Origin of the sequence: Acinetobacter sp. WCHA29, assembly GCF_002165335.1 — a bacterium.
Lineage (GTDB): Bacteria > Pseudomonadota > Gammaproteobacteria > Pseudomonadales > Moraxellaceae > Acinetobacter.
Genome location: NZ_NHRQ01000018.1, coordinates 1 through 12,811 on the forward strand (window position 1 = coordinate 1; position 12,811 = coordinate 12,811).

11 protein-coding genes and 1 pseudogene are annotated in these 12,811 nt (G+C 36.7%); 10 read left to right on the forward strand and 2 right to left on the reverse strand.

Annotated elements, in window-relative coordinates; translation table 11 throughout:
- Nucleotides 1–78 precede the first annotated feature (78 nt).
- From CDG59_RS11330 to CDG59_RS11365, 7 genes and pseudogenes are all read left to right on the forward strand, one after another.
- Nucleotides 79–279 (forward strand): annotated as a pseudogene (locus tag CDG59_RS11330) (SRPBCC family protein); the annotation flags it as partial.
- A gap of 9 nt (nucleotides 280–288) precedes the next feature.
- Nucleotides 289–969: a (d)CMP kinase gene (cmk, locus tag CDG59_RS11335; RefSeq protein ID WP_005159932.1), complete on the forward strand. Its 681-nt coding sequence runs from the start codon at nucleotides 289–291 to the stop codon at nucleotides 967–969.
- Between the two features lie 115 nt (nucleotides 970–1,084).
- Entirely contained in the window at nucleotides 1,085–2,767 is a 1,683-nt protein-coding gene (rpsA, locus tag CDG59_RS11340; protein WP_005159935.1) for a 30S ribosomal protein S1, read from the forward strand.
- A gap of 156 nt (nucleotides 2,768–2,923) precedes the next feature.
- Nucleotides 2,924–3,226, forward strand: a complete 303-nt coding sequence (locus tag CDG59_RS11345) for an integration host factor subunit beta (protein ID WP_005159938.1) — start codon at nucleotides 2,924–2,926, stop codon at nucleotides 3,224–3,226.
- Nucleotides 3,227–3,244: 18 nt separating this feature from the next.
- Complete coding sequence (locus CDG59_RS11350; RefSeq protein WP_005159942.1) at nucleotides 3,245–3,598, forward strand: lipopolysaccharide assembly protein LapA domain-containing protein; 354 nt, start codon at nucleotides 3,245–3,247, stop codon at nucleotides 3,596–3,598.
- Between the two features lie 758 nt (nucleotides 3,599–4,356).
- Complete coding sequence (gene pyrF / locus CDG59_RS11360; RefSeq protein ID WP_087545417.1) at nucleotides 4,357–5,037, forward strand: orotidine-5'-phosphate decarboxylase; 681 nt, start codon at nucleotides 4,357–4,359, stop codon at nucleotides 5,035–5,037.
- Nucleotides 5,038–5,147: 110 nt separating this feature from the next.
- Nucleotides 5,148–5,345: a hypothetical protein gene (locus CDG59_RS11365; protein WP_087545419.1), complete on the forward strand. Its 198-nt coding sequence runs from the start codon at nucleotides 5,148–5,150 to the stop codon at nucleotides 5,343–5,345.
- 63 nt (nucleotides 5,346–5,408) lie between these two features.
- Here CDG59_RS11365 and CDG59_RS11370 read toward each other — a convergent pair whose 3' ends face one another.
- Nucleotides 5,409–6,326, reverse strand: a complete 918-nt coding sequence (locus tag CDG59_RS11370; protein WP_087545420.1) for a lysine exporter LysO family protein — start codon at nucleotides 6,324–6,326, stop codon at nucleotides 5,409–5,411.
- A gap of 48 nt (nucleotides 6,327–6,374) precedes the next feature.
- Nucleotides 6,375–7,889, reverse strand: coding sequence for a flavin-containing monooxygenase (locus CDG59_RS11375; RefSeq protein WP_087545422.1), 1,515 nt, complete (start codon nucleotides 7,887–7,889; stop codon nucleotides 6,375–6,377).
- Between the two features lie 155 nt (nucleotides 7,890–8,044).
- On the opposite strand from CDG59_RS11375, the gene CDG59_RS11380 reads away from it, so the two are divergent.
- The 3 genes from CDG59_RS11380 (at nucleotide 8,045) to CDG59_RS11390 (ending at nucleotide 12,791) form a co-directional block, all read left to right on the forward strand.
- A complete protein-coding gene (locus CDG59_RS11380; RefSeq protein ID WP_087545423.1) occupies nucleotides 8,045–9,064 on the forward strand; it encodes a helix-turn-helix transcriptional regulator in 1,020 nt (339 codons plus the stop codon).
- 120 nt (nucleotides 9,065–9,184) lie between these two features.
- Nucleotides 9,185–10,330 (forward strand): cell division protein ZapE, encoded by a 1,146-nt coding sequence (zapE, locus tag CDG59_RS11385; protein WP_087545425.1) that lies wholly within the window; start codon nucleotides 9,185–9,187, stop codon nucleotides 10,328–10,330.
- 298 nt (nucleotides 10,331–10,628) lie between these two features.
- Nucleotides 10,629–12,791, forward strand: coding sequence for a malate synthase G (locus tag CDG59_RS11390; RefSeq protein ID WP_087545427.1), 2,163 nt, complete (start codon nucleotides 10,629–10,631; stop codon nucleotides 12,789–12,791).
- Nucleotides 12,792–12,811: the final 20 nt, after the last annotated feature.

Consider the following 12,811-nt stretch of genomic DNA (forward strand, 5'->3'; position numbering starts at 1 on the left):
CTCTTGAATTAAATAATTTTGCTGATTAATTTAAGATCAAATAAATTGTACGTTTTTTGATTTATGACGGAAGTCTAATATAAATTGATTAATAATCCTTTGGTTAAACACCATCTCGGGCAAATTGATTTTAAAGAAATCACACCGTTTATTACTTTAGTGACTTACAAGATTGAATTTACAGCAAAAGCGCCTTTTGTAAGTAAATTAGTTCTTGCACAACTCAAAGCAGCGATTACACTAGGTTTTTCAAAATTAGCGAAGTCAGTTGCTTCATAAGAGACGGGAATGACAGTTCATATTATTACGATTGATGGTCCTAGTGGTTCTGGTAAAGGGACCTTGGCAGCCAAAATAGCTGCTTATTATGGTTTTAATCTATTAGACTCTGGTGCTTTATATCGTTTACTCGGGCTGTCATTATTTCAACGTGGCTTACTTGATCAAATCGACTCTAATTTAGGTCAATGCGTTGAATACGCAACGAATTTAGATATTGAATTTAAAACGACTGAGGCTGCGACCCTTGTTTTACTAGAAGGTGTAGATGTCACAAATACCATTCGTACTGAACAGGTCGGAGAATATGCCTCTAAAGTTGCAACTGTTCCTGAATTAAGAAAAGCATTATTTGCGCGCCAACGTGCATTTATTCAAGCCCCTGGTTTGGTAGCTGATGGACGAGATATGGCGACATCAATTTTTCCAGAGGCTCAAGCTAAAATATACTTAACAGCATCGGCTGAATCTCGAGCAGAGCGTAGAGTAAAACAGTTGCAGGGTATGGGTCTTGATGCTAAAATAAGCGACATTTTATCTAACATACAGGCTAGAGATAAGAGAGATATGGAGCGAGCTGTTGCTCCGCTCAAGCCAGCTGAAGACGCTTATATCATTGATAGTTCTACAATAGGCATCAATGAAGTATTTCAGTTAATGGTGAACTATATCGATAGCCGTATTCAATAGATAGACCATTTTATTTTCAGTTGAAGCATTGCTTGATCAGATTTTTTGGACAATGTAACAACTTAACTAAACCGGCCTTGTCTGATCCAAGACCGCGGACTTTATCAGGTATATCATGACCGAATCTTTTGCAGCCCTCTTTGAAGAAAGTGAATTAAACCTCAACGTTGAAAAGGGTGCAGTCATCCAAGGTACTGTTGTTAGTATCGATTCTGACTGGGTTACTGTTGACACTGGCCTTAAATCTGAAGGCGTAGTTGACCGTGCTGAATTTTTAAATGAACAACGTGAACTTGAAGTTCAAGTTGGCGATACTGTTGACGTAGTTGTTGAAGCGCTTGACAACGGTATGGGTCAAACAGTTTTATCACGTGAAAAAGCGAAACGTGCTGAAACTTGGACTAAACTTGAGAAAATCTTTGAAGACGGCGAAATCGTTACTGGTGTTATCTCTGGTAAGGTTAAAGGTGGTTTCACTGTTGACATCGGTCCTGTACGTGCATTCTTACCAGGTTCTTTAGTTGACACTCGTCCTATCCGTGACACAACTCACCTTGAAGGTAAAGAGTTAGAGTTCAAAGTAATCAAACTTGATGCTAAGCGTAACAACGTTGTAGTTTCTCGTCGTGCAGTTATGGAAGCTGAATCTTCAGCTGACCGTGAAGCATTACTTGCTCAACTTGAAGAAGGTCAAACAGTTACAGGTACTATCAAGAACCTTACTGATTACGGCGCGTTCGTTGACCTTGGCGGTATTGATGGTCTTCTACATATCACAGATATGGCTTGGAAGCGTATCAAGCACCCTTCAGAAGTTGTTGAAGTTGGTCAAGAAGTTACTGTTAAAGTACTTAAATTTGACCGCGAGCGTAACCGCGTATCTTTAGGTCTTAAGCAATTAGGCGAAGATCCATGGTTAGCGATCATGAGCCGTTACCCTAAAGGTTCTATCGTTAAAGCACGTGTAACTAACTTAACTGACTACGGTTGCTTTGCAGAAATCGCTGAAGGCGTTGAAGGCTTAGTACACGTTTCAGAAATGGACCACACAAACAAAAACATCCACCCATCTAAAGTTGTTCAGATCGGTGACGAAGTTGATGTTATGGTTCTTGAAGTTGACGAAGAACGTCGTCGTATTTCATTGGGTATCAAACAAACTCGTGCTAACCCATGGGAAGAGTTTGCTAAAGCAAATGAAAAAGGCGAAAAAGTTTCTGGTACGATCAAGTCAATCACTGATTTCGGTATCTTCATCGGTTTATCTGGTGGTATCGACGGTTTAGTACATTTATCTGACATTTCTTGGAACGAACAAGGCGAAGAAGCTATCCGTCGTTACAAGAAAGGTGACACAGTTGAAGCAGTTATCTTATCTGTAGACGCTGAAGGTAACCGTATCAGCCTTGGTATCAAGCAATTAAACAGCGATCCATTCAATGATTTCTTAGCTGCGAACGAGCGCGGTGCTTTAGTTAAAGGTACTGTAACTGCTGTTGATGCTAAAGGTGCTACAGTTAAATTAGCTGATGACATCGAAGCAACGCTTAAAGCTTCTGAAATCAACCGTGACCGCGTTGAAGATGCAACTAAATTCTTAGAAGTTGGTCAAGAAGTTGAAGCGAAGATCATCAACGTTGATCGTAAATCTCGCTCTATCAACTTGTCTATCAAAGCGAAAGACGAAGCTGAAGAGAAAGAAGCTGTGAACAATGCTCGTCAAGCAGCAGCAGCTCAAGTTTCAGAAGCTAATGGTCCTAAGACTATTGGTGATTTGATTAAAGCTCAAATGAAGTAATTTGTTAAAAGGTACATTTCTTGTAACAGAGATGTACCTTTTTATACAAAAATACTGCAAACGGTAGCGTAGTATCGATGTACTGCGCTACCGTTTTGTATTTAAACAGGTTATTATTAAAATATTGAAAAGTAGTAATAATTAAAGAGGTCAACGATGACTACTGACGCACTTAACAAATCTGATTTGATTGAACGGATTGCCCTTAAAAACCCTCATTTGGCAGAACCGTTGGTCGAAGATGCAGTTAAAATTATGATTGATCAAATGATTGAAGCACTTTCGAGTGGCGATCGTATTGAGATTCGTGGTTTTGGCAGTTTTGCATTACATCATCGTGAGCCACGTTTAGGGCGTAATCCTAAAACTGGTAAATCAGTTGATGTTGCAGCAAAAGCTGTACCGCATTTCAAACCAGGTAAAGCACTTCGTGATGCAGTAAACGAGACTTTTGATTAATAAAAAATTGAGGTGTTCATGCGTTATATTCTTATAGCATTACTCATCGCCATTTTTGGTTATTCACTTGCTCTAGTTTTACAAAATCCAGCAGAATTAGAAGTAAACCTATTGTTTACTCAAGTTCCTGCAATGCGTTTAGGTTTATTGCTTTTATTGACTTTGGCATTAGGTGTCGTGGTCGGTTTGCTTCTAGGTGTTCAAGTATTTCGTGTTTTCCAAACGAATTGGGAAATTAAACGATTACGTAAAGATATTGACCACCTCAGAAAAGAGCAGATCCAACTTGCTCAGCAAGCAGCCGCAGAAGCTGCTGCAAGCGTAAGACATGAAAAAACTGTTTTAGATGTTTATCCGAATGATAAGATCTAATAGTTGAATTGCTATTTAGTATTGAAAATGGCTATTTCACAATTGAAGTAGCCCTTTTAGTTTTTGATTAAAAAACACTTAATTAATTTTAATTTCATTTTTCAAGTTCAATTCAAGCTGATCCATAAATTGATTAAAAGCATTAAAACTTTTTTCTACTACGATTAATGCAATTTCATTCATTTCTCGCGTTATAGGCATGTTTTCAAAAACGTTTGATTCGAGACCAAGCCTATTAATTCGTAAGATAGTTTACGGCTAGGTGATATGTCATCACACCAAATAAATCTAAGGGTGTTGGTAAGTTCTTGTTTATTGTTGAGCTCGAGTGTTTTTAGATCATGCAAATACCAAGGCCAATGATTAGCATCCTCTTTACAGTGAACATTGATTGCTTCTTCATATTCATTCTGTGGAAAATTAAAGGGTTGTACATATTTATTTAAATCCGCAAAGCTCATTATAAAATGAGCAAGATTGGGCAAGAATTTTAAGCGTTGTTGTATGGGTATTTCTTGATTTTTCAGAATCTTAAAAAATGATGGTGACTAAATTGATGCCTTTTTATGCCTATTGCAGTTTTAATCGTTTTTAATTTATTTTATGATTAAAATTTAATCAAATTTTACTATTTGGTATGTTTTAGTTTTGTTGTTGCAACTTAAATGTAAGAAGTAAAAATGTGTTGAATGAAATTTTACACTTAAATTAAAACCTATTTATAATAGCGACTTTGAATCAACTGGGAAGAAACGCTCTTGAGTATCATTGTTGCACTAGATGCAAAAAGCGAATATGACGCTTTAACGATTGTGGATCAGCTTGATCCTGCTTTATGTCGTGTCAAAGTGGGCAAGGAACTTTTTACTCATGAAGGTCCAAGTGTTGTTAAAACTTTACAAAATAAAGGCTTTGAAGTTTTCCTTGATTTAAAATTTCATGATATTCCGAATACAACTGCTCAAGCTGTTTGTGCTGCGGCAGATCTAGGTGTGTGGATGGTCAATGTTCATGCGTCTGGCGGTCGAAAAATGATGGAAACCTGTGTAGATCGGTTAAAAGCAGGGAATTATCAAACACAATTGATCGCGGTCACGGTGTTAACTTCAATGGGACGTGAAGATTTGCGTGATATTGGCCTGGATATTGAACCCATAGATCAAGTAAAACGCTTGGCTAAGCTCACTCAAGAGAGTGGCCTGGATGGTGTGGTATGTTCGGCACAGGAAGCAAAAATTCTTCGTGAAATGTTAGGGGCAGATTTTGCATTGGTAACACCAGGTATTCGTCCTGAAGGTTCAAATGCCGATGACCAAAAACGTATTGTGACACCTAAACAGGCAATGCTGAACGGTTCAACACATTTGGTTATTGGTCGTCCTATTACACAAGCTGCTAATCCAAATCAGACTTTAAAAGATATTTTAGCGACGTTATAATTGTTGTACTTTTACTTTGTCACATGAGTGCGAAAAGCCTTTTTTAAGAAAGGCTTTTCATTTTGAATATAGTGTGATTTTATGAGATTTTTTTAATTGAGGATTTTTTCATGTCCCCTGAATTAAATACGGAAGATTTACAACAACAAGCCGAAAAAATTGTACAACAGTTAGAAGAAACCGAACAACAACAGGCACAGCAAAGTCAGAGTACAGATTGGACATCGGGCGTGGATGTGATTGAAATTGTGGCAGATATTTTGGATTTTTTGGGTGATGTTTTAAGCAATATTGATATTAATTTCTAAGATCAAGATATCATAAAATGGGGGGCAACGTATGGTTACCTCTCATTTGCGTCGCAATACCATTTAAAACTTCAAATTTAAAAATAAACTAATCAATAGCGGTGCGAGTAGCGAAAGAATTAAGCCACTCATCATGGCATGTGGTACATAATGTGTGCCACATGATTGCTTCACCATTGCCAGAGTAACATCCATTGAGGTTGCTCCAGCACTCGAAATCGCTGAACGTGGAAAACGCCAGCCTAGACAATACATAAGAAGAATGGCGAAAATTTCTCTGAAGAGGTCGGTTAATAAGGCAATGCTACCAAGTCGTGCTGAATGTAATTCAGTGAATAGAATGCCAGACATTGAGTACCATCCATATCCCTGAGCTAAAGCCATTATTTCATTTAAGTTAAAGTGATTAGATAAAATTAAATAATTCACGATTGCTGCTAAGCATGAACCAACAAAGGCTGCAGCGGGAACCAATAGTACTTTCCAACTTAACCAACTACGATCAAATTGCGTAAAAGCAAGCTCAATGCCAATCAAAAAGATAAATATGAGTAATAAATACCAACTATTAAATGCAATTTGTAGATTAGATTGAGTGACTAGTATTCCAAGTAAAATCCCTAAACCTAATGCTAGAAATGCTTTAGCGATATTTTTGAGTGCATTGATAAAGAGGTGTAATGAAATTTTTCCTTGTATGCTTTGACGATCAATCAGTTTGTAAGTAATCAGACAGATAAAGAAAGAACCAACTGATGTAGTAAATGCAATTAATAATGCAGGTGGTAATATTGCTGCTGGATCTGAGATATGATTCAAAGCTTGAGTCAGTTCAAAGGCAACACTCATTAATAATAAATAAGAAAAATAGGGTAAAATTTTAAATACAAATTGTTTAATTCGCTGTGATAGTTTTGGGGCGAGAAAATAGCCTAAGCTTATTGCGATAAAAATTTGGAAGATAAGAACAAAAGATTGCATAAAAAAAAGCAGGTTACGAATAACCTGCTTATTATGAAGAATTATTGATTAGGCTGCATTGTTTTTTGCATTTGTTGCTGTATGAATAAAATTATAGTCAGCGACATTTACTTTACGTGTTTCTAACCAATATTTCCAAGTATATGTTGGCCATAATGAGAAGTTTTTACCATCGGCTGCTTGATACCAACTACTGCATCCACCTGCTTGCCAAACTGTTCCTTTGAGTTGTTCCTGCACACGATCATTAAATTGATCTTGTACCTGTTGTTTAATCTCAACAGCTTGAGAACCTGTTTTATCTACGGTTCGAATCAATTGCAAAATATAATTCACTTGAGATTCAATCATAAAAATAATAGAGTTATGACCTAAAATCGTATTTGGACCTAAGAGTTGGAATAGGTTAGGGAAGTTTTTCGTACTAACACCATAGTAGCTTTCTGCACCATCTTTCCAAGCTTGCTTAAGTTCGATTCCATTACGACCAACACAATCGAAATGCTTTAAGTAAATACGTGGGTCAGTAATGAATCCCGTACCATAAATCAAACAGTCAATTTGGCGTTCTTTACCATCTTTGGTAATAATGCCGTTAGCTGTAATTTCCTGAACGCCATCAGTAATTAATTCAACATTTTTACGGTTGAACGTTGGGAAGTACTTATTTGAAATCAAAATACGCTTACAACCCATCACGAAGTCTGGTGTAAGTTTTTTAGCGAGCTCTTTGTCTTTGACTTGAAAGCGGATAAATGCTTCTGCAAGCTTTTGACCATATTTCATGATCTGTGGTTGTACGATAGGTACGACACGTGATTCGTTGCTCCAATACAAACGAGTACGATGAATTTGACGATAAATATTTGAAGCTTTAAATAAAGATTTGCTTAATTGTGAATATTTACGTTCATCACGTGGAATGACCCATGCGGCAGTACGTTGGAATACATAAAGCTGTTTCACTTCTTGTGCAATCTCGGGGATATATTGAATTGCACTACCACCCGTACCAATAGAAGCAACAGATTTGCCTTCTAAGCTGTATTGATGATCCCATTGTGAAGAATGGAAGACTTTACCTTTAAATTTTTCAATTCCTTTTAAGTGAGGAATTTGTGGAACGTGTAGGGGACCAGAAGCAAAAATAACAAATTGAGCTTCAATGGATGGTTGATCTTTAAAATCTAATGACCAAACATTACGATTTTCATCAAACTCAGCATGAGTAACTTCATGATTGAATTTGCAATAATCTTTTAATCTATATTGCTGAGTAATATCTTGGATATATTCAAAAATTTCATCAGCTTCAGCGTAACGTTTTGACCAATCTGTTTTGGGAGCAAACGAAAGTGAATACATGTGTGATTGAACATCACAGGCAGCACCCGGGTATTGATTTTCACGCCATGTGCCACCAACGTCATTGGTTTTTTCTAAAATTACAAAATCATTCATTTGACTTTGTAATAGTCGAATAGACATTGCTAAACCACCAAAACCTGCACCAATAATTGCAACTTTAGTTTTTTGAATAGCATTTTGGGGTACATCACGCATAGTCCACGCCCTACACATCTAAATTTTATGCAAGTTTAAAGGTTTTGTAGAGATTAAATATGATTGTATAGACGCAAAACCTGATCATTTCGGCAATTCATTTATTCGTATTTTTATAGTACAACGTTAAAGTTTTGGGAATTGCATTCGGAATTATGAAGAGATCTATCCTCGGATTGATGTATTTAATTCAAGGCATGCGTCATGTGGGCATTGATGTTGATGCTCGTTTAGCAGACATGGGAATACAAGCCGAAGCTTTAGATCCGAGTTCAATTATTCCAGATGAAATTGAATGGGATATTTTACAGTATATTAGTCAAGATATTTCTCCTGAACAAGGCTTAATCATTGGTCAACATTATGCGCTTGCAGGGTATGGCCCATTCTTGATGCTGCTTGTTACAAGCGATACTTTACATAAAGCTCTGTTAAATGGTGTGCGATTTCAGCAATTGACACATCTGTTTGGTTCATTACAACTAAATATTAAAAAAGATTACATCCATTTTCATTATCAACCAATTGATTTAAATACACATTTAGGATTATTTCGTGCTCAATGTGAAATCTCAGGTACTTATAAGTTCTTACAAGATATTTTTAAAATGATGGGGCTTGAAATCCCTAATATTCGTATTGAATTACCTTTTAAAGCACCTAAAGAATTAGAATTAATAGTGGCTTATCAAGACTATTATGGTCAGGATGTAAAATTTGAATGTCAGCATGCCTCTTTTATTCTAGAAAATACTGACATTTTAAATATAAAAATACCATCTGCTGATGTTCTTACTTACCGTGTCTATGAAGAAAAATGCCTACAAGATCTGAAGAAATTAGAACGAAGTAGCCGTGCAAAGTTGACCATTTTAGAATATGTCGAGGAATATCTTGAAATGCAAAATGGTGTAATACCTACAATGTCTGAAACAGCATGTGCATTAAAGATTCCTGAGAGGACTCTAAGACATAAATTGCAGCAAATGCAAACAAGTTATAAGGAAATACGCGAAAGGCTCATTAAGCAGAAAGCATTAAAGTTTATTGAAAATAGTGCATATTCAATTGGGCAAGTTGCGGAAATGTTAGGTTATTCTGAACCTGCTGCATTTAATCATGCGTTTAAACGATGGTTTGGTCAAAGTCCAAGACAATATAATCGTAATCATTAAAATGATTAAAAAATGGTACATTATGATGTTTAAACTCCATGATAATTAAGCCTAAAATCTAATGCCTTTGGACTTAATGTTCGATATAATTTTCACCAATTAAAATTGTAATAACACCTTATGTTAAATTCTAAACCAGACTCACATAGCACTTCATTTATGCCGATCTCACCTGCGGAGCGTTATGCTCAAGCAATCGAATCAGGTCAATTTATGCCAGATGAAGCTCAAGCTCAGGCAGTGCAAGAGTTAGATCGAGTATGGAAAGAGTTGCTTACTCGTTATAAAGCCTCAAAGAAAGCGTTTAGACGTTTCCGTCGTCAAACCTACCCAAAAGGTGTTTATATGTGGGGTGGTGTAGGACGCGGGAAAACATGGTTGATGGATCAATTTTATGAGTCAGTTCCATTTCGCCGCAAAACACGCATGCATTTTCACCATTTTATGCAACATGTCCATAAAGAATTGAATAAGCTTTCAGGTCAACGTAATCCGTTAGATTCTGTTGCTGATCAGATTTATAAAAATGCGGTTGTCATTTGTTTTGATGAGTTTTTTGTATCAAATGTGACGGATGCAATGATTATCAGTGATTTATTTCAAAAGTTATTTGAACGTGGCGTCACGTTGATTGCAACGTCTAATATTGCACCAGAAGGTCTCTATAAAAATGGTATCCATCGTGACCGTTTTCTTCCTACAATTGAATTGGTTCAGAAAAACTGTACGGTTCTGAATGTAGATGCTGGTGTTGATTATCGTTTGCGTGTTTTGAAGCAGGCTCAATTATTCAAACATCCATTGAGTAATGATGCTCAATCATGGATGTATGAGCGTTTTCAAGCGCTGACACAGACACAAACGCTCTTTAATACACCTATCATGATTAACAATCGTATTGTAGAAACGCTTGGGCATACAGAAGATGTATTATGGTGTGAATTCTCTGAGTTATGTTTTAAACCACGTAGTCCAGCTGATTTCATTGAAATTGCTAATATTTACAACACGGTACTGGTAAGTAACGTGCCGCATTTAACTGATTTTCTCTCAGAAGGAACCCGTCGCTTTATTTATTTAGTGGATGAGTTTTATGATCGTGGTGTGAAATTACTTTTAACTTCAGAAGATTCAATTATTGATCTTTATGAAGGTCAAAAATTAGCATTTGAAATTGAACGAACACGTTCACGTTTATTAGAAATGCAATCCGATGATTATCTGCATTCAGAGCATCGTCAAATTCATGTTTCAAAAACTTCATAAATTATAAAGGCATTCTCAGGAATGTCTTTTTTATAAATTCATATAGAGAAAGCTTTATTCTTAATTGAATTTTGTTATAACTAAATGAGTTTTAAAAAGTGAGTATGTCGCAGAATAGAAGTAGCTAGATCAAAACTTGGTTTTGGTGTTTAGTTTTGGTGTTTATAAAAATTATATTTGTCAATACTTAGACTAAGAAAATGCTTACTATTTAGCAATGTGATATTACTATTCAGGCTAGTATAAATCGGTATACTAGGTTTCTTGTTATAAAAAGTTAGCATCATCAGGAAAGACAATGACTGTACGTATTCAACAAGGCAAGCTAGCGATTGCTAAAGAACTTTACGATTTCATCGAAAATGAAGCTTTACCAGGCTCTGGTTTAGACAGTGAAACTTACTGGAAAAATTTCGAGCAAGTCGTTGTCGATCTTAGCCCAAAGAATAAAGCACTATTAGCTAAGCGTGATGAAATTCAAGCTAAGATTGATGAATGGCATCGTAATAATGAATTTGAGTTAAATGCGTATAAAGCATTTTTAACTGAGATTGGTTACTTAGTACCAGAAGTTGCTGATTTCCAAGTAACGACTGAAAATGTAGATGAAGAAATTGCATTATTAGCTGGTCCTCAGCTTGTTGTGCCAGTACGTAACGCACGCTATTGCTTAAATGCTGCGAATGCACGTTGGGGTTCATTATACGATGCACTTTACGGTACTGATGTAATTTCTGAAGAAAATGGTGCAGAGAAAGGTAAGGGATACAACCCAGTCCGTGGCGATAAAGTAATTGCTTTCGCTAAAGATTTTCTTAATCAAACATTCCCACTTGCTCAAGGCTCTCATGCCGATGCAACTAAATATGCAGTTGATCACAATCGTTTAGTTGTAACTTTAAAAGATGGTTCAACAACATCTTTGGCTCATGAAGTTCAATTTGTTGGCTTTAATGGCGATGCTGCAAACCCAACTGAAATCGTTTTATTAAATAATGGCTTGCACGTTATTATTGATATCGATGCAAATAGCCCAATCGGTAAAACTGATGCGGCTGGCGTCAAAGATTTAACTCTAGAAGCTGCTATTACAACGATCCAAGATTTAGAAGACTCAGTTGCAGCTGTTGATGCAGAAGAGAAAGTTGAAGGCTATCGTAACTGGTTAGGTTTAATGAAGGGTGACTTGCAAGAGTCAATCGAGAAAAATGGTAAAACCATTACTCGTGCATTAAACAAAGACCGTACAGTTCAGAACTTAATTGGCGGTACTACAACGCTACATGGTCGTTCATTAATGCTTCTTCGTAACGTTGGTCATTTAATGACTAACCCTGCGATCCTTGTAGATGGCCAAGAAGTATTTGAAGGTATTATGGATGCATTAGTTACTCCATTACTTACAATTACAGATATTCGTGGCGAAAACGAAAATAAGAACTCTCGTAAAGGTTCTATGTATATCGTTAAACCAAAAATGCATGGTCCAGAAGAAGTTGCATTTGCAGTTGAATTATTTGAGCGTGCAGAACAAGCACTCGGTTTACCTGCAAAAACTCTCAAAATCGGTATCATGGATGAAGAACGTCGTACTTCAGTTAATTTGAAAAACTGTATTGCTGCTGCAAAAGACCGTACGATTTTCATTAACACTGGTTTTATGGATCGTACGGGTGATGAAATCCATACGTCTATGGAAGCAGCGCCAATGGTACGTAAAGAAGCTGTTAAATCTCAGAAATGGATTGCTGCTTACGAAAATCGTAACGTTGCAATTGGTTTGGCTTGTGGTTTACAAGGTAAAGCACAAATTGGTAAAGGCATGTGGCCAAAACCAGATAGCATGAAAGATATGTTGGCGACTAAGACAGCTCATCCAAATGCGGGTGCTTCTTGTGCATGGGTTCCATCACCTACAGGTGCTGTACTTCACGCAATGCATTATCATCAAATTAATGTAAAAGCACGTCAAGATGAATTGGCTGCTGAAGATATGTTGACTTTAGATGATTTGTTAACGCCTCCTTTTGCACCAGAAACAAACTGGACTGCTGAAGAGTTGAATAACGAACTTGAAAATAACTGTCAAGGTATCTTGGGTTATGTTGTGCGTTGGGTTGATCTAGGTGTAGGTTGTTCTAAAGTTCCAGACATCAACAACGTTGGTTTAATGGAAGATCGTGCAACTTTACGTATTTCTTCTCAGCATGTTGCAAACTGGTTGCGTCACGGTATCGTAACGAAAGAACAAGTTGAAGAAGTGCTTAAACGTATGGCTGTGATTGTTGATCAGCAAAATGCCAATGATCCACTTTACACGCCAATGGCACCAAATTTTGATGGTATCGCATTCCAAGCTGCTGCTGATTTGATCTTCAAAGGCGCTGAGCAACCATCTGGTTATACAGAGCCATTGTTACATGCTGCACGTTTAAAACTTAAAGGTTATACAGGTGATTAATTTCATCTAAAATAAAAAGC